The organism is Pseudomonas sp. Mn2068, assembly GCF_049319725.1.
GTDB classification, from domain to species: Bacteria; Pseudomonadota; Gammaproteobacteria; order Pseudomonadales; family Pseudomonadaceae; genus Aquipseudomonas; species Aquipseudomonas gingeri.
Genome location: NZ_JBMOUG010000012.1, coordinates 146,949 through 166,461 on the forward strand (window position 1 = coordinate 146,949; position 19,513 = coordinate 166,461).

Consider the following 19,513-nt stretch of genomic DNA (forward strand, 5'->3'; position numbering starts at 1 on the left):
TGAAAATCTGCGATTGCCCGAGCTAGCCTCTGCCAATACAAGAGGCTGAAAACCATGCACTTCGATCTGACCGACCTGCGCCTGTACCTGAACATCCTCGATGCCGGCAATATCACCGCCGGCGCGGCCCGCAGTCATTTGTCCCTGGCGGCGGCCAGCGCACGGATCAGGGCCCTGGAAGCATCCCTCGGCACGCCGTTTTTCCAGCGCGGTCGCCGTGGCGTCACGCCCACCGCGGCGGGCAAGGCCCTGGCGCAACATACGCGATTGATCCTGCAACAGAGCGAGCGCCTGCGCCAGGACCTGGCCGACTACGCCAACGGGGTCAAGGGCCAGGTCCGCCTGCTGTGCAACACCACGGCGATCAGCGAATACCTGCCGGAACGTCTCGCCGACTTCCTGCGCGAGCACCCGCCCATCGATATCGACCTGCAGGAGTTGCCCAGCCTGCGCATCGTCCATGCCATCAGCCAGGGCGCCGCGGAACTGGGCATCGTCTCCGACGCGGTGGACACCCAGGACTTGCAGACCCTGCCCTTTCACGACGATCCGCTGGTGCTGGTGATCCCCGACGGGCACCCGCTGGCTGCGGTTCCGCAGCCGCGCTTCAGCGATGCATTGCGCCACGAGCAGGTCGGCCTGGCCGCCGCCAGCGCACTGGCGGTGTACCTCGAAGAACAGGCCTTGCACCTGGGCCTGCGCATGCAACTGCGCGTGCGGGTCGACAGCTTCGACGCGGTGTTGCGCATGGTCGCCCGCGGTGCCGGCCCGGGCATCGTGCCCCAGGCCACCCTCGACCGCTGGCCGGCCGATGAGCGGCTGATCAGTCGCCCGCTGCCCGAACCCTGGGCCCGGCGCAAACTGCTGCTGTGCGCGCGCTCGTTCGAACACCTGCCGTCCTATGCCCGAGCCCTGGTGGAGGCTCTGAAACCGCAATGACGCCGTGCGCGCATGGACAGGTGGATGTCGACCCTGGACATTCGCCGGGCGGCCGCGACCGCTAGGGTGCAGGCTTCATTCAGAACCTGCGCCCGGAGCCCAGCATGTCCAATCCACCGATTACCGTTCTGCGCGACACCCACCCCCTGCCGGTGCTCGACGCCTGCAAGTGGGAAAAGCTCGAAGGCGACCCGCACACCGTCAACCTCAACGCCTACACCAGCGAGGACGGCAGCAAGATCATGGGCACCTGGATCTGCACTCCGGGCAAATGGCGGGTCGAATACGTGAAGTGGGAGTACTGCGACTTCCAGGAAGGCTATTGCGTGATCACGCCTGATGGCCAGGAGCCGATCCACCTGAAGGCCGGCGACAAGTTCATCATTGAACCCGGCATGAAAGGCACCTGGGAAGTGGTCGAGACCGTGCGCAAGTATTTCGTCTTCGCCTGAGCCCCACACATGAAAAGCCCCCGGCTGCGTTGGCAACCGGGGGCTTTTTCATTCACCCAGGGGTCAGACCTGCGAAGCCGGATTGGGCTGGGTGCTGCTGCTCGCCACGGCATTGGCCGGAGTCGGTGTTGGGGTGTTGACCGGCGCGTTGGCGGTAGCCGCAGGACGACGGCGCACGGTGTTGATCGCACCCGCCAGCAGATCGGCGCCGGACGCGGCGGCATCGCCGAGCCCGTCCATCATGTGGCTCACGCTCTGCTTGGCCCCGGCATAACCCGAGCTGATCTGCTTGCCGGCGGACTCGGCCTTGGCCGCCACCTGGGTCTGGACCTTGTCGGCAATGGCCTGGGCCTTCGGTGGTACGTCCTCCTGTAGCACCTTGACCGCATGATCGCTGGCCGGACCGGCCAGGGTCGAGGTCACGCTCAGGCCGGCAAAGGCCAGGGCCGACATGCCGAGGTTGGTCGCCTGGTCCACCGCGACCTTCGCCACCGGTGAGAAACCGGCCCGGGTCGCAGCCTCCTTGACCAGGCCACGGACCTGCGACGCCACGGCGAAACCACCGCCCAGGGCCAGGCCGTTGTTGGCCAGGCTGGTCATGGTGGCGGCACCGGCGATGGACTTCAGGCCGTCGGTCATGATGTCCAGCGGCAGCTTGGCCATGCGCTTGGCGCCATTGATCAGTGGGTCGCGGGTCGGATTGCAATCCCGCAGCGTCTCGTACTGCTTCTTCCAGTCCTGGCGCCCGAACAGGTACTCGGGACCGGCGCGGTGCGCCCGCGTGTCATGCCCGCGCATGATGCTGGCGAAACCGGCACCCGCGGCCATCCCGCCCAGCGCGGACATGCCGGTATCCACCGCCGCGGCCGTCTTCGGACCCGAAGTCGCGGTCAGCGTGGTATTGAGTACGCCGCGCACCGCGTTGCGCAGGGAAAAGGTCTGGGTCGCCACGGCGTTCTGCAGGGTCTGCGTGCCGAGGTTTTCCGAGGCCTTGGCTTTCTGGGCGTCCTGCATCACCGGTTCGAGGCTTTCGGCCGGAGCCTTGAGCCAGAAGGTGTCATGGGTCGCCTTCGACAACAGGCCGCCACCGACCACGTCCGCCGCACCGGAGAAGGCACCGGAGAGAAAGCCGCCATAGGCCGGGCTGTGGGCGGCATCGGCGGAAATATCCGGCACGCGATCAAGCACCACCGAGGCGACACCGAACGGAATACCGCCCACCGCGCCCTGGGCCGGCACTGCCACGCGGTCCATGCGCGCGGCCTTGTCCAGCAGGCGCTCGACGTCATCGGCGGTCTGGCCCATGGCGTGCAGCTCGTCGGCGCGGCTGTCGATCAGGGTCTTGAGGGCCTCTTCGTTGTCCGCGGTCTTGTGCGGCTCGAAAATGTCGGCCATTTTCTGCTTCAGCCCTTCCAGGGCTTGCGGCGTGCCGGGCTGGACCCGGTCGACGGCGGTCGCCCGCGACGGCGTTTGCATTTCCACGTCGTGCGAGGCATTTGCCTGCCGTTGCGAAGTGGTCAGGTAATGGCCCCCTGAGGTCGAGGATGGAATAGTCATTGGCGTCTTGCCTCGCTGTTATACGAAAAATTTCCGTTCAAGCACGGGGTTGAAGGCATTTGCAGAATCTTGCACAGCTGTGCGAATCGGTGAAATCGACACACTCACGGTCTTGCTCCTTTGCTCGATGGCATCAATCACTGGCGCCTGGCATCAATGCGCCCGGGGAATGCCGAACTGGTCCAGGGTCGGATCGACGTTGTGATCGAACTGTTTCTGCGCGTGGTGTTTCTTCACCGCTTCGATGATCGCAGCGATGCCGAAACCCAGGCTCATGGCCGCATCGATGACCCAACCCACCGGCCCGGCCGCCGCACCGATGGCGGACGCCGCTGCCATGCCGACCGCTTCACCGGCCACGGCCCCGGCAATGCGCCCGCCGATGGAACCGGCCAGGCGCCCGAGCCCGACCGAGACTTCGCGGCCGGCCAGCTTACCGGCGGTCTCGATGCCGTTCCTGGCGGCCGACAGCCCGGACTTGGCGTTGTCGTAGCCGTCCTTGAACTGCTGGGCCTTGCTTTTCGGTGATGCGGCATCGGCGCCGGCACCTGGGTCGAGCATGCCTTCGAGCAGTTCGCGGCCCTTCTTCGACTGCTGCAACTGGCCGACGGTGGTGTTCATGTAGCTGTCCTGCTGCCCACGGACGAAGTGCTCCGGCAGCACGCTGTCATAGGCCGCCTTGCGCGCATCGACGGTTTGCAGGGAGTCGCCGACATCGGCCTTCTTCTGCCCCAGCAGTTGCTTGAGGGCACCGCCTTCGCTGAAGTTGGCTTCATAGGACTGCTTGAGCCGGGCCTGGACCTGCGGCTGTCCGCCGATCACCTGCTGGGCGCTGGGCAACTTGGTGTCCGGGCCCAGCAGGTCCTGTTGCATCTGCAACTGGGCCGACAGGCCGCTGATCGCGCCGCTGTAGTCAGCCTTGCTGCTGTCGCCGTTGGCCTTGCGGTCGGCGGTGCTCATGTCGTTACGCAGCGCCTGGCCGCTGGTCACCTGTTGCAGCTGTCCCTTGACCGCCTTGGCCAGGGCCGGGTCGCTGGCCACCAGGGCGCGCTCCTGGCTCGGCACCGCCTGCTTCATGTAGGCCTGGACATCCGGATCGGCCTGCAACTGGGCGATCTTTTCTGCCAGCGCGTCTTCGGTCTTGCCGGTCTTGTGCAGGTCGCGACCGGCCACCACGCTTTGCTGGGTCTGTTGCAGCTTGACCATGACCGCGGCTTTCTGCGCGCCGGTGTAGTTCTGCGGCTGCTCGAACACCTGTTTGTCGAGTTTGCTGATATCGGTCCCGGCCACGGCGTTCAAGGTCGCCGCATCGCTGAGCATGGAGGCGAATTCGCCACCGTTGGTGGGGGCCTGCTTCTTCACCCAGTCGCCGATATTCGCCGGATTGAACAGCTTGTCCGGGCCATGGGTGGCCAGGCCGCGGCCGGACAATCCGCCCTGGTCGAGCATGTTCAGGAAGCCCGGCTGGGAGAAGGTCTTCGCCGACTGCTTGAGGGCACCGGCCAGGCCCGGGTTGCTCTTCTGCAGGGCCTGCAGGCCATCGGCGCTGGTCAGGTTGTCGACCTTGGTTTCGCCCTCCGTCCCGGCGGCATGCTTGGGGTCGGCGGCCGCGGTGAGTGGCGCGTTGGCCTTGAGCAACAGGGCCGAGCGGACCATCTGCAACGACTGCGGGTCAGCACCGGGATTGTCCTTCTGGTACTGGGCGAGATCCTTGGCCGCGCCATCCGCGGCGCCCTGCATTTTCTTGGCAAACGCCTTGAGGTCACCGTCGCTGATTTTGCCATCGGCCTTGCCGCCATGCTTGGCGGTGTCGATGGCCGTCTTGAGGGCCGGGTTGTCGTTGATGAACTTCATCGCCTTGGCCCCGTCGGGGCCTTTCTCCAGGGCCATGCGCGCGGCGGCGATCGGTCGATTGAGCTCTTTTTCCGCCTGCAGGCGCTGGTCCGGCGGCAGGTTGGCGACCATCGGTGCCCAGCGCTCCAGGTCCTTGGGCGAGGAGTACTTCGAATCATCGAGGAAACTGGCTTCCGCACTCGGCTTGGCGGCTGGTGCCGAGCAATCGTTGGCCGCGGCAGGTGCCGCAGGAGCCGGAGCCTGCACCGGCGTCGCCGGGCAGGCGCCTGTGGCCGGCGGGGTCTGCGTCGCGGGGGCACTGGTCGCGGGCTTGTCCGGAACCTGGCCCTCGGGTTTCGCATCCCCGCCAAACAGTCGCTTCAACAGCTGGCTGATCATGGCTTTCAGATCATCCGCCGAATCGGTGCCCGGATGCTGCTGCAAGGCCTGCTGGGCAAATTGAACGCCGAAATCGAATGCCGACTGACTATCGAGCTTGGGCTCCTTCGTCGAAGGAGCTGCCGCCATGTCGCCGCCCAGCATGGAAGAACCGGTACCGGAAAAAGGTGTAGTGGAAATGCGCATGAGAGGTCGCCATCGTCAGTCGAACATATCGCTGTGTGGCGCGACCGACGCAAGTGGTTCCAATCTGATGGCAATTGCTTCAGAAAACGCTGGGCACGCTGCGCTTGAGTTGCTCGCGGGCCCGCGACAGCCGTGAACGGACAGTGCCGATCGGCACACCGAGGCTCAGGGCGGTGTCCTGGTAGTTGCCATCCATTTCCAGGCTGACCTGGATCACCTGCTGCATGGTCAGCGGCAAGGTGCCGATGGCCCGGACCACCCGCGCCAGTTGCCGATGACCATCGATCTGCGCGCCGATATCGACGCCATCGGACAGCTCCATGTCCTCGCGATCCTCCCAGCGCTCCTGGAGCGGCTGTTTGTACTGACGGCGGAAATGGTTGCGGATCAGGTTCAGGGCAATACCGCACAGCCAGGTCTGCGGTCGGGAGTCGAAACGGAATTTGTGCTCGTTGCGCAGCGCTTCGAGAAAGGTGCACTGCATGATGTCCTCCACATCATCAGGGTTCATCACCCGTCGCTTGATGAACGATCGCAGTTTCTGCACCTGTTCGGTATTGAGCTGACGGATGCCGGAGGCCTGGGATGAATGGGCAATCGAATCGCTGGAGAGCATAGAGATAAACCATTTCAGGATATGTCCAATGCCTATAGCGATATGTATGCCACCTGTTACATAAAAATAACTACATGATTTTTATGAATTTTATTTTTTGTTACTTAAGGTTTCTTTGCAATTAGTTGCACAAAGCCCCTTACCCCGTACAACTTTTCTTGCACAAACCCTCCCCGGCCGAAGGCTCGATGGAACCGGATGGCGCACCTGACCACTCATGGGTTATCGCCCCTCGAAGTCATGCGCCATGAAGATCGCCGCTCCGACCCTATCGCCTGTCCAGCCACCGGTTATCAACGCCCCGGCCAAGCCGGCGGCGCTGATCGCGCAGAGCACGCCCCACCAGGACAACTCGGCCCAGCAGGTCACCCGCTTCGCCTCGGCCCTGGTGCAGCAGAGCCTCAGCCTGAGCCAGCGCGACCTGATGGCCAGCAGCACCGCCCTGCAATCCAAGGCGGTCAAGCTCGGCGAGCTGTATCAGTTGCTGATGGGTACCCAGGACAAGGGCCTCGACGAGGCGGCCCGGGCGCTGCGGCGGCAGTTGAAAAACCAGGCCGCGACCCTCGCGCAAGTTCTTGCATTCAGCGGTGGCGACGCGGCCAAGGCCCATGTGACGCTCCAGGCCGCCGCCCGGCAGGCCCAGGACGAAGGCGACGACAACGAGCACGTGGTGCTGAGCCAGCAGCTCAAATTGCTGCGCCGCGAACATGGCAGTCGTGCCCAGGCCGGCATGAACACCGCGCGGGCCTTCGCCCGTTCCACCCTGAACCCGCGACGTCGGCAGAACCTGCGCGACCTGTACTACTCCGGGGTGGTCGGCCAGCAGACCATCTCCAGCCTGATCGACACCCTGCTGGGCCTGGAGGAAGGCGAGCGGCAATTCGAACCGACCCTGCGCGACCTGCGCGGCGCCATCGCCGACGACCTCGCGGCCCTGAGCCCGTCCAGCACCCAGCAGCAACTGCGCAACCTCATGCACGGCCTGAACACCGCGCGCCACGTCGCCACCCTGCTGCAGAACAGCGAACACCTGCTGGGGCGCATGCGCGGCAAGAACCCGACCCTGCAACTGAGCGCGCCGTCCTTTCTCAAGCACTTGCTGACCCTCTCGGGCAAGGGCATGAACCTGCAGGAAACCCTGCAACTGACGCAGTACATCGGCGGCCCCAAACTCCGGCACCAGCTGGCCTTTCTCAATGGCCTGCGACCGATGCTGCAACAGTTGCCGATCCTGCTCTGGCGTGACCTCAAGGCGCGCCAGAACGCCCTCGGCAACCTGCTGTTGCTGATGGCCGAGCTGACCCGCCAGGAACAGAGCCTGCCCAAGGGAAAAAGCGCCTGATGGATCACCTGATCAACCTGCTCAACCAGGTCGCCCTGGCGGCCATGCGCCGTTCGGAAATCGTCGGCGCGTTCGTCGTGCTCGCCATCGTCTTCATGATGATCACGCCGTTGCCGACCGGCCTGGTGGATGTGCTGATCGCGATCAACATCTGTATTTCCTGCCTGCTGATCATGCTGGCGATGCACCTGCCGCGCCCCCTGGCGTTCTCGACCTTTCCCTCGGTGCTGCTGATCACCACGATGTTCCGCCTGGCGCTGTCGATCTCCACCACGCGCCTGATCCTGCTGAACCAGGATGCCGGGCACATCGTCGAAGCCTTCGGCCAGTTCGTCGTCGGCGGCAACCTGGCGGTCGGCATGGTGATCTTCATGATCCTCACGGTGGTGAACTTCCTGGTGATCACCAAGGGCTCCGAGCGGGTCGCCGAAGTCGGCGCGCGGTTCACCCTCGACGCCATGCCCGGCAAGCAGATGTCCATCGACAGCGACCTGCGCGCCAACCTGATCAGCGTCCACGAAGCCCGCCGCCGACGTTCCGAACTGGGCAAGGAAAGCCAGTTGTTCGGGGCCATGGACGGCGCGATGAAATTCGTCAACGGCGACGCCATCGCCAGCCTGATCATCGTCGCGATCAACATGATCGGCGGCATCGCCATCGGCGTGGTCCAGCATGGCATGAGCGCCGGCGACGCAGTGCAGCTGTACACCGTGCTGACCATCGGTGACGGCCTGATCGCACAGATCCCGGCGCTGCTGATTTCGGTGACCTCGGGGATGATCATCACCCGCGTCTCCAACAACGACACGCCGGGCGTGGAAGCCAATATCGGCCGCGAGATCGCCGAGCAGATCACCAGCCAGCCCAAGGCCTGGATCATCGCCTCGGTGGCGATGCTCGGCTTCGCCGCCCTGCCCGGCATGCCCACCGCGGTGTTTGTCATCATTGCCCTGATATGCGGCTGCGGCGGCATGCTGCAACTGCAACGGGCCAGGCCCAAGGCGCCCCAGGCCCAGCCGATCTTCGTCGCGCCGGAAAACAACGGCAAGGAAGACCTGCGCACCTTTATCCCCAGCCGCCAGTTCCTGTTGCAGTTCCATCCGCAACAGAACGCGGCGCAGATCGAGGAACTGGTCAGCGAGATCCGCCAGCGGCGCAACCGCCTGGTGGTGCAGTACGGCCTGACGCTGCCGTCCTTCATCATCGAGACCGCCGAGCACCTGGAGCCCGACGAGTTTCGTTTTTCGGTCTACGAAGTACCGCTGCTCAAGGCCACCTTCAACCAGACCCACGTCGCGGTCGACGCCCAGGTGCTCGATGCGAGCCAGGTCGAACAGGCGGTGGCCGGCAGCCTCGACCGCCAGGAAAACCAGTGGGTGTGGATGCCGGCCGATGCGCCGCAGCTGCAAGCCGAACGGCTGGAAACCGTCAGCGCCAGCACCCTGATCGTCGAACGCATGGAGCGGGCCTTGCAGGCCTGCGGTCCGCAGTTCATCGGCTTGCAGGAGACCAAGGCGATCCTCGGCTGGCTGGAGTCCGAGCAACCCGAGCTGGCCCAGGAGATGCAGCGGGTCCTGCCGCTGGCGCGGTTCTCAGCCGTGCTGCAACGCCTGGCCTCGGAGTGCGTGCCGCTGCGGGCGATCCGCGTCATCGCCGAAACCCTGATCGAACACGGCCAGCACGAACGGGATATCACCGCCCTCACCGACTACGTGCGCATCGCCTTGAAGTCGTTGATCTACAACCAGTACAGCAGCCCCGCCGGCCTGCTGGTGTGGCTGCTGACCCCGGAAAGCGAAGGCATCCTGCGCGACGGCCTGCGCCAGACCCAGACCGAGACTTTCTTTGCCTTGAGCAGCGAGACCAGCCTGTTGCTGGTGCAGCAACTGCGCATCGCCTTTCCCCTGCGCACCAGCGAGCGCGCCGTGCTGCTGGTGGCCCAGGACCTGCGCAGCCCGTTGCGCACCCTGTTGCAGGATGAGTTCCACCACGTGCCCGTGCTGTCGTTCGCCGAAATCAGCAACGCCGCCGAAGTCAAGGTCCTGGGTCGCTTCGACCTGGAAGACGATATGCAACCGCTGGAGGACGAGTATGCGGCCTGATACTGCAGGGAGCCCCGCATGATGTACGAACTGCGGGTATTGAACGGCCTGCACCAGGGCGCCGCGTTGCCGCTGGTGGGCGAGCAGTGGTTGATCGGTGCCGACGCCGATCACGACCTGGCCCTCTACGATCCCGGCGTGGCGGCCCGGCATTGCCGGCTGACACGCAGTGCCGATGGCTGGACCCTGAGCGCCGAAGACAGCCTGATCAACGACGATGAGGGCCACGCCCACAGCCTCACCGAACTGACGCCGAACCAGACCTTTGCCCTGGGCAATGTCTGGCTGTGCCTGGCACCCGCCGAAGACGCCTGGCCGCTGGTGCCGGTGGCCCATGACAACGCTTCCCGCCCGGCGGCCTTCGACCCACGGGCCGATGAGTTCGCCGCCTCCGCGCCGCTGGAGAAAGTCAGTGCCCGCGCGGGCTGGTTCAGCCGGCGCAATGCCCTGCTGGTCGGCGTGCTGTTGAGCCTGCTCGGCGGCGCCTGGGCCTGGAACCGCAGCAGCGTCAGCCAGCCGACCGTACCACCGGCGCCGCCCATTGCCAGCCCGGCGAAGGCTGCGCACGTCGAACCACCGGCTCCGGGCAAGACCCGCCTGGCCAGCCGCGAAGACACCCGCCGCCTGCTCAATACCCTGCTCAGCGATCGCCTGCTGACCGACGTGCGCATCGAAGACAGCGTCGACGGCCTGACCCTCGCAGGCGGCCTCAAGGGCGATGCCCTGTCGGTCTATCAACGGATGCTCCAGCGTTTCCACGAACGCTATGAATCGGCCGTGCCGATTGTCGACAGCGTGGTCCCGGTCAGCAGCGGCCTGCCTTTCGTCATCGTCCAGGTGATTTCCGGCGCCAACGGTCACCTGGTCACCGATGACGGCCACCGCCTGTATGTCGGTGACGAACTCAACGGGCTGCGCCTGACCCGCATCGACGACCAGCGCATCGAATTCGAAGGCGACCAGCACTACGAGGTGCGCTGGTGAGTGCCGCCCTCGCCCAGTGGACCCGCGAGCAGACCCGCCGCCTGACGCAACTGTCGGCGGTGCAGGTCAGCGGGCGGGTCTCGGCGGTCAACGGCATCCTGCTGGAGTGCCAGATTCCTGCGGCGAAGATCGGCGACCTGTGCGAAGTGAGCAAGGCCGACGGCAGCAGCATGCTGGCCGAGATCGTCGGCTTCACCACCCAGTGCACCCTGCTCAGCGCCCTGGGCACGCCCGATGGCATCCAGGTCGGGGCGCAGATCCGGCCCCTGGGCATGGCCCACCGGATCGGCGTCGACGACAGCCTGCTCGGTTGTGTCCTCGACGGTTTCGGTCGGCCACTGCTGGGCGATGGCGAAGGCGCTTTCGCCGGGCCCTATGACACCCGCGAAACCATGCCGGTGATCGCCGATGCGCTGCCGCCGACCCAGCGTCCGCGGATCACCGCCGCGCTGCCCACCGGCATCCGCGCCATCGACAGCGCGATCCTGCTCGGCGAAGGCCAGCGGGTCGGCCTGTTTGCCGGGGCCGGTTGCGGCAAGACCACCCTGCTCGCGGAAATGGCCCGCAACATGGCCTGCGATGTGATCGTCTTCGGCCTGATCGGCGAGCGTGGCCGGGAGTTGCGCGAGTTCCTCGACCACGAACTGGATGACACCCTGCGCCGGCGCTCGGTGCTGGTCTGCGCCACCTCCGATCGTTCGAGCATGGAGCGCGCCCGCGCGGCGTTTACCGCCACGGCCATTGCCGAGGCCTACCGGCAGCGCGGCCTGAAGGTGCTGCTGCTGATCGACTCGCTGACCCGTTTCGCCCGCGCCCAGCGCGAAATCGGCATTGCCGCCGGCGAGCCGCTCGGCCGTGGCGGCCTGCCCCCTTCGGTCTACACCCTGCTGCCGCGCCTGGTGGAGCGCGCGGGCATGAGCGAGAACGGCTCGATCACCGCCCTCTACACCGTACTGATCGAACAGGACTCGATGAACGACCCGGTGGCCGACGAGGTCCGCTCGCTGCTCGACGGTCATATCGTGCTGTCGCGCAAACTCGCCGAGCGCGGACACTACCCGGCCATCGACGTGCCCGCCAGCATCAGCCGGATCCTCAGCAACGTCACCGGCCGCGCGCACCAGCAGGCCAACAACCGCCTGCGTCGGCTGATGGCCGCCTATCGCCAGGTGGAGATGCTCCTGCGCCTGGGCGAATACCAGCCCGGCGCCGATCCGGTCACCGATTGCGCGGTGCAGCTCAACGACGCCATCAATGATTTCCTGCGCCAGGACCTGCGTGAGCCGGTGCCGCTGGAAACCACGATGGACCTGCTCACCCGCCTGACCTCGCAGTTGCCCGAGTGACCATGGACGAAGAACTCGAAGCCGACCCCAACCACGTCGCCATGGCCCAGGTGATCCAGATCCTCACGCCGTTGCGCCAGCACCGCCAGGCCAGCGCCGAGCGCGCCCAGCGGCGCTTGCAGCAGGAGCTGGAAACACTGCACCAGCAGCTCCTGCACAGCGAGCAGTCCTGGCTCCAGGAGCGCGACAACCAGCGGGTTCGCCGTCGGCAGCTGTCCCAGGCGCACCTGCAGCAGACCCTGGAGTTGAACGAGGTCGAGCGCTGGCATGAAAAAGAGCGGCGCATGCTCGACCGACTGGCCTTTATCCAGCAGGACGTCAGCCAGTTGCGCCAGCAGATCGAGCAGCACCAGCAGCGCCTGGAGCAGGCCCGGATGGAAGCCAGGGCCCGTCAGCGCGCCGTGGAAAAACTCGCCTGCATGAGCGAGAACCTGAATGAGGAATGACTCCGCGATGACCACTCCGATCAAGCCCGTCGCCCCGCACCCGGCGCACCGGCCGGCACCCGCCGCACGGGCCCCGCAGGCCGAGAACCGCCTGCCCTCGCCAGCCTTTCCGCGCCGCGCCGAGACCGAGCGCTCACGCCAGTCCGGGGGCGCGTTCGGTGCCAGTCGCGACAGCGGCGAGATGACCGCCGACGGCCTATTCTTCGAACAATTGCTGGCGCCGTCCACCAGCGACCAGGGCGACCAATCTGAGCAGCACGGCGGCTCGGGTTTCAGCCTGTTCCAGGCCGCCGAGGCCATTCCCACGCAGTTGATCGACGAACTGGCGCTGCAACTGCCGGCCCGCGGCGACCGGCCTTTCAGCGCCACCTTGTTGATGCCCAACCTGGGCAAGGTCCAGGTCCGTGCCGGCAGACGGGACAACCAGTGGACCATCGACCTGGGTTTTGAACGCGCCGACGTGCTCAATCGCCTGAGCAACAATCGGCAGGCCTGCGAGGACGCCTTCAGCCAGGCCCTGGGCCGGGACGTGAACCTGTCCCTGCACGGAACCGGAACGGCATGACGCCCCTGGCATTGCGCCCGGTGTCGCGGACACTGGCCAGCGCCAGCCGCCTGCTCGGCCGTGGCCGCTGGCTGGAATATCCGCTGCGTGGCGCTGTGGCCCGGCTGAGCCTGAGCCCGTTGCTCGCGGCCGATCAGCTCACGCCGGACGACCGCGCCTGGACCACCCTCGACAGCGCCCAGGGCCGCTTGCACCTGACCGACGCCGACGCCGTGCTGAGCCTGTTCGGCGAAGTGCCCGCGGTGACCGGCGGACCGTTGCAGGCCTGGTACTGGCAATACCTGAACCAGCAACTGAGCCCACCGCTGGCCGCCTTGCTGGCGCCCCTGGAACCGCGGCTGCCGGCGGATGACGAGCGCGCCGGGCACATCGCCTGCCGACTCGTGGTGCACTGCGCCGACGAGTCGGTGCAGGCACGCCTGAGTTGCGATGCGCAGACCCTGATCCGCCTGCTGGACGCCCTGCCCTGGCAGGCCCTCGAACAACCCTTGCCCGAGGATTGGCCGCTGCCCGCGCCGCTGGTCCTCGGCGAGCTGAGCCTGACCCTGAACGAACTGCGCTCGCTGCGCCCCGGCGATGTGCTGCTGCCCGGCCGCGCCTACTTCGATTGCGCCGGGCAAGGCGTGCTGCACCTCGCCGCCCGGACCTGGCGCGTCGCCACCGGCGTCGCCAACGACACGCTGCTTGTACAGCTCAACCATGAGGAAACCCCGCACGATGGACAATGATGCACTGTACGAAGACGTGCCGGTGGCACCGGACGACCAGGACGAGGCACCGCACCCGGCACAGGAGCTGGGGCTGGAGCAGCACCCCGAACAGCCGCCATCGCCCCTGGCTGGCCTGAACCTGGACCTGACCATCCGCAGCGGCAGCATCAGCCTGCCCCTGTACGCCCTCCAGCGCCTGGCGCCGGGGGTGGTGCTGGAAGTCACCGGCGTGGTCCCCGGCGAGGCGACCCTGTGCCATGGCGAGCGCGTGGTGGCCCACGGCGAGCTGGTGGACGTGGAAGGCCGGCTCGGCCTGCAGATCACCCGGATGGTATTCGACCGATGATCCTGGATGGCATGAACCCGATCATGCTCGCGCTGTTTCTCGGCGCGTTGTCCCTGATCCCGCTGTTCCTGATCGTCTGCACCGCGTTCCTGAAGATTTCCATGGTGCTGCTGATCACCCGCAACGCCATCGGTGTGCAGCAGGTACCGCCGAACATGGCGATGTACGGCATTGCCCTGGCCGCGACGATGTTCGTCATGGCGCCGGTGGCCCATCAGATCCAGCAACGGGTCCACGACAACCCGCTGGAAATCGGCAGCACGGAAAAACTGCAATTCAGCGCCAACACCGTCATGGAACCGATCGAGCGCTTCATGACCCGCAACACCGACCCCGACGTGCAGGCCCACCTGCTGGAAAACACCCACCGCATGTGGCCCGCCGAGATGGCCGAGAAGGCCAGCAGCAGCGACCTGCTGCTGGCGATCCCGGCGTTCGTGCTGTCGGAGCTGCAGGCCGGGTTCCAGATCGGTTTCCTGATCTACATCCCGTTTATCGTCATCGACCTGATCGTCTCCAACCTGCTGCTGGCCCTGGGCATGCAGATGGTCTCGCCGATGACCATCTCGCTGCCCCTCAAGCTGTTGCTGTTCGTGCTGGTCCAGGGCTGGTCGCGCCTGCTCGACAGCCTTTTCTATTCCTATCTGTGAGACCTGCCGTGGAAGCGTTGGCACTGTTCAAGCAAGGCATGTTCCTGGTGGTGATCCTCACCGCGCCGCCCCTCGGCGTGGCGGTCCTGGTGGGAGTGATCACCTCACTCTTGCAGGCGTTGATGCAGATCCAGGACCAGACGCTGCCGTTCGGCATCAAGCTCGCCGCCGTCGGCCTGACCCTGGCCGCGACCGGCCGCTGGATCGGGGTCGAACTGATCCAGTTCATCAACCTGTCCTTCGACCTGATCGCCCGCACCGGCGGTGCCCATTGATGCCGTTCAACGCCGAGAGCGCCTTCGAGCTGATGCTCGGCATGGGCCTGGCCATGGCGCGGATCCTGCCCTGCCTGATCCTGGTCCCGGCCTTTTGCTTCAAGCACCTCAAGGGCCCGCTGCGCTATGGCGTGACCTGCGCCCTGGCGTTGATCCCGGCGCCGAGCATCGGTCGCGCCCTGGCCCTGGAAAACGACGCCTGGTTCACCATCGCCGGGCTGCTCCTGAAGGAATCGGTGCTGGGCATTCTCCTGGGCCTGTTGCTGTACGCGCCGTTCTGGATGTTCGCCACCGTCGGCGCCTTGCTCGACAGCCAGCGCGGAGCCCTCAGCGGCGGCCAGCTCAACCCGTCCCTCGGGCCGGACGCGACGCCTCTGGGCGAGTTGTTCCAGGAAGCGCTGATCATGCTGGTGATCCTCAGCGGCGGGCTGTCGTTGATCACCCAGGTGATCTGGGACAGCTATGAAGTCTGGCCGCCCACCGTCTGGGTGCCGGGGCTGAATGTCGGCGGCCTGGACGTCTTTCTCGGCCAACTCAGCCAGACCCTGCAACACGCGCTGCTGTATGCCGCGCCCTTTATCGGCCTGCTGCTGTTGATCGAAGTGGCATTCGCCATCATCGGTCTCTACGCCCAGCAACTGAACGTCTCGGTCCTGGCGATGCCGGCCAAGAGCATGGCCGGCCTGGCGTTCCTGCTGATCTACCTGCCGACCCTGCTGGAACTGGGCAACGGCCAGTTGCGGCAACTGCTGGACCTCAAGCATCTGCTCGGCCTGCTGGTGCAGGTGCCATGAGCGAAAAAACCGAAAAGGCCACGCCCAAGAAGCTGCGCGACGCCCGCGAAAAAGGCCAGGTGGGACAAAGCCAGGACCTGGGCAAGCTGCTGGTGCTGATGGTGGTCAGCGAGGTCGCCCTGGGCATGGCCGACGACAGCGTGGCGCGCCTGGAACACCTGATGTCGCTGACCCTGCGGCGCATCAACCAGCCGTTCCTCAGCAGCCTGACGGAAATGACCGGCGAGGCCACCTGGCTGCTGATCAGTTTCATCCTGATGAGCGTCGGCCTGGCGATGCTGATGCGCATGGTCGGCAGCTGGGTGCAGATCGGTTTCCTGTTCGCGCCCAAGGCCCTGAAGATCGACTTCGGCAAGCTCAATCCCATCAGCCACCTGAAGCAGATGTTCTCCGGGCAGAACCTGATGAACCTGCTGCTGAGCATCCTCAAAGCGGTGGCGATCGGCACCACCCTCTATGTCTCGATCAAGCCGGTGCTGGGCACCCTGGTGCTGCTGGCGGATTCGGACCTGAACACCTATTGGCATGCCCTGCTGACGCTGTTGCGCAGTGTCCTGCGCACCACCCTCGGCCTGCTGCTGGCGATCGGCATGATCGACTTCGCCCTGCAGAAGTATTTCCACGCGAAGAAAATGCGCATGAGCCACGAGGACATCAAGAAGGAATACAAGGAGTCCGAAGGCGACCCGCACGTCAAGGGCCATCGCCGCCAACTGGCCCATGAGCTGCTCAACGAGGAACCGCGCACGCCGCCCAAGCCGGTGGAAGACGCGGACATGCTGCTGGTCAATCCGACCCACTTCGCCGTGGCGCTCTACTACCGCCCCGGCCAGACACCGCTGCCGCTGATCCACTGCAAGGGCGAGGATGCCGATGCCCTGGCGCTGATCGAACGTGCCCGGCGCGCGAAGATTCCGGTGGTGCAGAGCGTGTGGCTGGCGCGCACCTTGTACAAGGTCAGGACCGGCAAATACATCCCCCGTCCGACCCTGCTCGACGTGGCTCATATCTACCAGGTGATCCGCCAGCTCGATGAAGTCACCGACGAGATCATTCAGCTCGAAGAAGACTGATCCAGAGCCTTCCGATTCATCAAACCGACATGTTATTGCGCTCAAATGGGCTTCAAAAGCCCCACAGGTAGAGCCCATGCAATCACATGTTCGCCCACCCGCTGCAAAAGGCCCGCAAATCCCCATTCCAGACGCTGCGGCGAACTGGTTCCTGAACGCGGCGAGGCAGCTCGGGCTGGCGGATCCGCAGGCTCGCGACTTCGCCCGCAGCGGTGAATTGCCCCTGCCGGGGCTGACCCTGCAACTGGTGCAGTGGCAGCAGCAACCGGTGGCACAATGGCTGGCACTGGGCTGGTTGCAACGCCCCCTCGACTGCACGCCGGCGCTGTGGAGCGAACTGCTGTTGCGGGCCAATTGCGCCACCAGTGCGATGAGCACCTGCGCCGGCGCACTGGATGATCACGGCAACGCGGTACTGGTCTCGCGCCTGCAATACCAGCCGTACTCGGACACCCGCTACCTGGCCGCCGAACTCAGTCACTTGCTGGCCCTGGGCGAAAGCCTGATTGCCGGCGCCACGGCCTTGAGCTCGCCTCTCGCCACCAGCAACGCAGCGGCCGGCCCGCCACCGGTGGCAAGTCCCGCGGCCCGGGCCCAGGCGCAAGCGGCCATGGCGCAGACCTGGCATCGCCCGCTGCTGGAACAGGTCTTGCGCCACCTTGGCATCGCCCCGCCGCTGGCGGCTCCGGAAACCGTCGGCGTGATCCGGCTCAATGGTCGCGCGCTGGAAATCATTGCCGACAGCGACCAGCGTCACCTGCTGGTCAGCACCGCCATCGATGCCCCGCTGCACGGCAGCGACCAGCGCGAACTCGCCCTGCGCGCCAACCTGCAACTGATGACGCTTACCGGTTGTGCCATCGCCCTTGCCCCACAAGGTGCCTGCCTGCAGGCCCGCTGGGACAGCCAGGGCCTGGACGCCCAGGCCTTGGTCGACTGGCTGCTGGACTTCGCCGCCTTCGCCGAAAGTTTCGCCACGCCTTCCGCGCCCGAAACCACGCCCACCAGAACCCAGCTGAGGAACCCGACATGGTCTTGAGAACACAGGCGCCCACGGTCAACGCCACGCCGCCGACAGCGGCCATCGAACTGGCGGTGCGTACTCCGGGCGCAGTGGAAAACGCCCAGGTGGCCGTCGCGCCCCCCGGCTTCACCGCCCGTGCGGCCCAGGCGGCGAGCGGCATGGGCCAGGCGTTTCATCGCCAGTGCCTGGCGCCCGCGTGGAAGGGCATGAGTGCCGCGGGAACGGCGATGTACCAGGGTGGCGTCAGCGCCGGCAACAGCATCCGGCACACCGCCGTGCAAAGCTGGGCCGACACCGCCGCCAACCTGCCGTCCGGGCGCAGCACCCTGGCCGCCGCCGGGCAGACCCTGCAACAGATGGTCACCTGCGGGCTGCCGACCTACGCCCGTGAAGTCGCCTTCATGCACACCTACAGCGCCCTGGCCGAGGGTCTGGCGCAGAAGAGTCCGGGCGGTGCGCTGGCCTTGCAGGCGGCAATCTCGCTGGCCACCGTCGCCAGCCATGTGTATGTCCGCCAGCCGCGCCTGGATCGCCTGGGCGCCGAATCCACCATCGCCGTGCGCGGGCATTTCGCCCTCAGCGAGCGGCAATGGAACGCCCTCGGCGCCGATCAGCAGCAGGCCCGGCGCGAACAGATGCAGCGCGACTCGCGCAACGTCACCCGCAACCAGATTGCCGCCGAAGCGATCTACCTCGGCCTCGGCGCCCTTGGCGCGGCCCGGGGCGATGGTGCCTTGAGCGCGCGGATCCTGGCGACCCAGCTGCGCAACGTGATCTATGCCCTGTCGCGGGAAACCATGCAGGCCAGCCTGAGCATGACCGGCAAGCACGACGACACCAAGACCCACGGCGTCAACGAAGACAACATGGCGCTGCTGGGCTGGGCCTACGGCACCATGACCCTGACCATGGGGTTTATCCAGGACTCCATCAGCCCCAAGACCCTGCCACCGGGCCAGACCCTGTCGAGCCCGGCCCTGACCGGCGCCGACCACCAGCCGTTGCGCGGCGACGCCCTGGCCCGCTCGATCCAGACCCTGGCGGGCACCCGCGCGGCGTTCAACACCGTCACGGCAATTATCGACGGCCACCTGCAAAAGCATTTCGACACCCGGCAGGCGGGCACCACCCAGCAGTTCGAGGCCAGCCTGCCGCTCAAGGATTATGGGCGTCTGTTCGATCAGTCGCCGGCGCGGGTGGCCTGGACCTCGCTGGCCAGCGCCATCAACATGGCCATGGGGGAATTGACGCGGGGCGGGACGACACCGGCCCTGTCCAGCTTCCTCGGCAACAGCGGCACCGCCCTGGCCATGGGCCTGGCCTATCGCACCATGAACCAGACATTCCAGGCCCATGGCAGCGTGCGCAAGGCCATCGACGCCCCGCCACCGGCCGCCACGGCGGCGGAACCGGTGCAGGCGCGGATCGAGGCTCAGGCGGGGATGGTCAACCGCAGGGGCAACACACGGGTCGCCCGAGCCGCCCTGGCGGACGACGCGGTCTAGGCCGCGTCAGTGCGGGGAGTCGTTGAGATGTTCAAGCCCCGCCAGCATCAGTTGATGCTGGCGGATCTGATCGAGTGACGGGCTCCCCTCGCCACCGCCCGGCACCGCGTGCCAGACGACAAAGTTGCGCTGGGGATCGAGGAACAGGAAGTAATCGGGGAACCGATGGGATTGGGTGAAACGCCGCTCGAGGGTTTCACGCAGTTGTTGAGGTTTCAGCGCACGCTTCTCGATATGCAGGGCAATCCCCCAGTCGTGATGCTCACGTCGACTGAGGAAGGACACCCCGCTGACCAGAGGCCAGATCGCATCCTGCTCTGCTGCTACCCGCTCGTAAAACGCCGCCTTACCGGAAACGCGAATCATGAC

At 66.0% G+C, this 19,513-nt stretch carries 20 protein-coding genes; 16 read left to right on the forward strand and 4 right to left on the reverse strand.

Going from position 1 to position 19,513, the window contains the following annotated elements; translation table 11 throughout:
- The first annotated feature begins 54 nt into the window (after positions 1-54).
- Together ACL9RJ_RS24130 and ACL9RJ_RS24135 are read left to right on the forward strand one after the other, a co-directional pair.
- The gene (locus ACL9RJ_RS24130; protein ID WP_422765747.1) at positions 55-939 is read left to right on the forward strand and encodes a LysR substrate-binding domain-containing protein; all 885 of its coding nucleotides are present in this window, start codon (positions 55-57) and stop codon (positions 937-939) included.
- Positions 940-1,043: 104 nt separating this feature from the next.
- Positions 1,044-1,391: a cupin domain-containing protein gene (locus ACL9RJ_RS24135; RefSeq protein WP_017126724.1), complete on the forward strand. Its 348-nt coding sequence runs from the start codon at positions 1,044-1,046 to the stop codon at positions 1,389-1,391.
- Positions 1,392-1,454: 63 nt separating this feature from the next.
- Here ACL9RJ_RS24135 and ACL9RJ_RS24140 read toward each other — a convergent pair whose 3' ends face one another.
- From ACL9RJ_RS24140 to ACL9RJ_RS24150, 3 genes are all read right to left on the reverse strand, one after another.
- Positions 1,455-2,948, reverse strand: a complete 1,494-nt coding sequence (locus ACL9RJ_RS24140; RefSeq protein ID WP_146049185.1) for a hypothetical protein — start codon at positions 2,946-2,948, stop codon at positions 1,455-1,457.
- Positions 2,949-3,101: 153 nt separating this feature from the next.
- On the reverse strand, positions 3,102-5,366 hold the full coding sequence (locus tag ACL9RJ_RS24145) for a type III effector HrpK domain-containing protein (protein WP_422765748.1): 2,265 nt from the start codon (positions 5,364-5,366) through the stop codon (positions 3,102-3,104).
- Between the two features lie 79 nt (positions 5,367-5,445).
- Positions 5,446-5,982, reverse strand: a complete 537-nt coding sequence (locus tag ACL9RJ_RS24150) for an RNA polymerase sigma factor (protein ID WP_017126722.1) — start codon at positions 5,980-5,982, stop codon at positions 5,446-5,448.
- Between the two features lie 247 nt (positions 5,983-6,229).
- Here ACL9RJ_RS24150 and sctW point away from each other — a divergent pair, with 247 nt between their 5' ends.
- The 14 genes from sctW to ACL9RJ_RS24220 all read left to right on the forward strand — a co-directional run bounded on the left by sctW (position 6,230) and on the right by ACL9RJ_RS24220 (position 19,144).
- Positions 6,230-7,324: a type III secretion system gatekeeper subunit SctW gene (sctW, locus tag ACL9RJ_RS24155; RefSeq protein WP_177086947.1), complete on the forward strand. Its 1,095-nt coding sequence runs from the start codon at positions 6,230-6,232 to the stop codon at positions 7,322-7,324.
- The gene (gene sctV / locus ACL9RJ_RS24160) at positions 7,324-9,426 is read left to right on the forward strand and encodes a type III secretion system export apparatus subunit SctV (RefSeq protein ID WP_177086945.1); all 2,103 of its coding nucleotides are present in this window, start codon (positions 7,324-7,326) and stop codon (positions 9,424-9,426) included. Before sctW ends, sctV begins: the two co-directional genes overlap by 1 nt.
- A gap of 21 nt (positions 9,427-9,447) precedes the next feature.
- Complete coding sequence (locus tag ACL9RJ_RS24165) at positions 9,448-10,410, forward strand: FHA domain-containing protein (protein WP_177109607.1); 963 nt, start codon at positions 9,448-9,450, stop codon at positions 10,408-10,410.
- On the forward strand, positions 10,407-11,756 hold the full coding sequence (locus ACL9RJ_RS24170) for a FliI/YscN family ATPase (RefSeq protein ID WP_017126719.1): 1,350 nt from the start codon (positions 10,407-10,409) through the stop codon (positions 11,754-11,756). Before ACL9RJ_RS24165 ends, ACL9RJ_RS24170 begins: the two co-directional genes overlap by 4 nt.
- A 2-nt stretch (positions 11,757-11,758) precedes the next feature.
- The gene (locus tag ACL9RJ_RS24175) at positions 11,759-12,202 is read left to right on the forward strand and encodes a hypothetical protein (protein ID WP_017126718.1); all 444 of its coding nucleotides are present in this window, start codon (positions 11,759-11,761) and stop codon (positions 12,200-12,202) included.
- 7 nt (positions 12,203-12,209) lie between these two features.
- Complete coding sequence (locus tag ACL9RJ_RS24180; RefSeq protein WP_256351596.1) at positions 12,210-12,767, forward strand: type III secretion system HrpP C-terminal domain-containing protein; 558 nt, start codon at positions 12,210-12,212, stop codon at positions 12,765-12,767.
- Positions 12,764-13,495 (forward strand): type III secretion system protein, encoded by a 732-nt coding sequence (locus ACL9RJ_RS24185; RefSeq protein ID WP_177119590.1) that lies wholly within the window; start codon positions 12,764-12,766, stop codon positions 13,493-13,495. The genes ACL9RJ_RS24180 and ACL9RJ_RS24185 overlap by 4 nt, the downstream gene beginning before the upstream one ends.
- Positions 13,485-13,823, forward strand: coding sequence for a FliM/FliN family flagellar motor switch protein (locus ACL9RJ_RS24190; RefSeq protein ID WP_017126715.1), 339 nt, complete (start codon positions 13,485-13,487; stop codon positions 13,821-13,823). The genes ACL9RJ_RS24185 and ACL9RJ_RS24190 overlap by 11 nt, the downstream gene beginning before the upstream one ends.
- Positions 13,820-14,473, forward strand: coding sequence for a type III secretion system export apparatus subunit SctR (gene sctR, locus ACL9RJ_RS24195; protein ID WP_017126714.1), 654 nt, complete (start codon positions 13,820-13,822; stop codon positions 14,471-14,473). Before ACL9RJ_RS24190 ends, sctR begins: the two co-directional genes overlap by 4 nt.
- 8 nt (positions 14,474-14,481) lie before the next feature.
- On the forward strand, positions 14,482-14,748 hold the full coding sequence (gene sctS, locus ACL9RJ_RS24200; RefSeq protein ID WP_017126713.1) for a type III secretion system export apparatus subunit SctS: 267 nt from the start codon (positions 14,482-14,484) through the stop codon (positions 14,746-14,748).
- Positions 14,748-15,542 (forward strand): type III secretion system export apparatus subunit SctT, encoded by a 795-nt coding sequence (gene sctT, locus ACL9RJ_RS24205; RefSeq protein ID WP_422765749.1) that lies wholly within the window; start codon positions 14,748-14,750, stop codon positions 15,540-15,542. Before sctS ends, sctT begins: the two co-directional genes overlap by 1 nt.
- Positions 15,539-16,615 carry a type III secretion system export apparatus subunit SctU gene (sctU, locus tag ACL9RJ_RS24210; RefSeq protein WP_017126711.1) on the forward strand — a complete coding sequence of 359 codons (1,077 nt, stop codon included), beginning with the start codon at positions 15,539-15,541 and terminating at the stop codon, positions 16,613-16,615. Before sctT ends, sctU begins: the two co-directional genes overlap by 4 nt.
- Before the next feature lie 76 nt (positions 16,616-16,691).
- Positions 16,692-17,654: a type III secretion system chaperone gene (locus ACL9RJ_RS24215; RefSeq protein ID WP_422765750.1), complete on the forward strand. Its 963-nt coding sequence runs from the start codon at positions 16,692-16,694 to the stop codon at positions 17,652-17,654.
- On the forward strand, positions 17,645-19,144 hold the full coding sequence (locus ACL9RJ_RS24220) for a hypothetical protein (RefSeq protein ID WP_422765751.1): 1,500 nt from the start codon (positions 17,645-17,647) through the stop codon (positions 19,142-19,144). The genes ACL9RJ_RS24215 and ACL9RJ_RS24220 overlap by 10 nt, the downstream gene beginning before the upstream one ends.
- Before the next feature lie 6 nt (positions 19,145-19,150).
- On the opposite strand, the gene ACL9RJ_RS24225 is transcribed toward ACL9RJ_RS24220, so the two are convergent.
- Positions 19,151-19,510, reverse strand: a complete 360-nt coding sequence (locus ACL9RJ_RS24225) for a type III secretion protein HrpV (protein WP_177086935.1) — start codon at positions 19,508-19,510, stop codon at positions 19,151-19,153.
- Positions 19,511-19,513 lie beyond the last annotated feature (3 nt).

Coding starts and splice junctions, on each gene's coding strand:
- sctU (WP_017126711.1), top strand. CDS start 15,539: ATGAGCGAAAAAACCGAAAAGGCCACGCCCAAGAAGCTGCGCGACGCC.
- ACL9RJ_RS24175 (WP_017126718.1), top strand. CDS start 11,759: ATGGACGAAGAACTCGAAGCCGACCCCAACCACGTCGCCATGGCCCAG.
- ACL9RJ_RS24165 (WP_177109607.1), top strand. CDS start 9,448: ATGTACGAACTGCGGGTATTGAACGGCCTGCACCAGGGCGCCGCGTTG.
- ACL9RJ_RS24190 (WP_017126715.1), top strand. CDS start 13,485: ATGGACAATGATGCACTGTACGAAGACGTGCCGGTGGCACCGGACGAC.
- ACL9RJ_RS24185 (WP_177119590.1), top strand. CDS start 12,764: ATGACGCCCCTGGCATTGCGCCCGGTGTCGCGGACACTGGCCAGCGCC.
- ACL9RJ_RS24220 (WP_422765751.1), top strand. CDS start 17,645: ATGGTCTTGAGAACACAGGCGCCCACGGTCAACGCCACGCCGCCGACA.
- ACL9RJ_RS24180 (WP_256351596.1), top strand. CDS start 12,210: ATGACCACTCCGATCAAGCCCGTCGCCCCGCACCCGGCGCACCGGCCG.
- ACL9RJ_RS24150 (WP_017126722.1), bottom strand. CDS start 5,982: ATGCTCTCCAGCGATTCGATTGCCCATTCATCCCAGGCCTCCGGCATC.
- ACL9RJ_RS24140 (WP_146049185.1), bottom strand. CDS start 2,948: ATGACTATTCCATCCTCGACCTCAGGGGGCCATTACCTGACCACTTCG.
- ACL9RJ_RS24145 (WP_422765748.1), bottom strand. CDS start 5,366: ATGCGCATTTCCACTACACCTTTTTCCGGTACCGGTTCTTCCATGCTG.
- sctW (WP_177086947.1), top strand. CDS start 6,230: ATGAAGATCGCCGCTCCGACCCTATCGCCTGTCCAGCCACCGGTTATC.
- ACL9RJ_RS24135 (WP_017126724.1), top strand. CDS start 1,044: ATGTCCAATCCACCGATTACCGTTCTGCGCGACACCCACCCCCTGCCG.
- ACL9RJ_RS24130 (WP_422765747.1), top strand. CDS start 55: ATGCACTTCGATCTGACCGACCTGCGCCTGTACCTGAACATCCTCGAT.
- sctR (WP_017126714.1), top strand. CDS start 13,820: ATGATCCTGGATGGCATGAACCCGATCATGCTCGCGCTGTTTCTCGGC.
- ACL9RJ_RS24225 (WP_177086935.1), bottom strand. CDS start 19,510: ATGATTCGCGTTTCCGGTAAGGCGGCGTTTTACGAGCGGGTAGCAGCA.
- sctV (WP_177086945.1), top strand. CDS start 7,324: ATGGATCACCTGATCAACCTGCTCAACCAGGTCGCCCTGGCGGCCATG.
- sctT (WP_422765749.1), top strand. CDS start 14,748: ATGCCGTTCAACGCCGAGAGCGCCTTCGAGCTGATGCTCGGCATGGGC.
- ACL9RJ_RS24215 (WP_422765750.1), top strand. CDS start 16,692: ATGCAATCACATGTTCGCCCACCCGCTGCAAAAGGCCCGCAAATCCCC.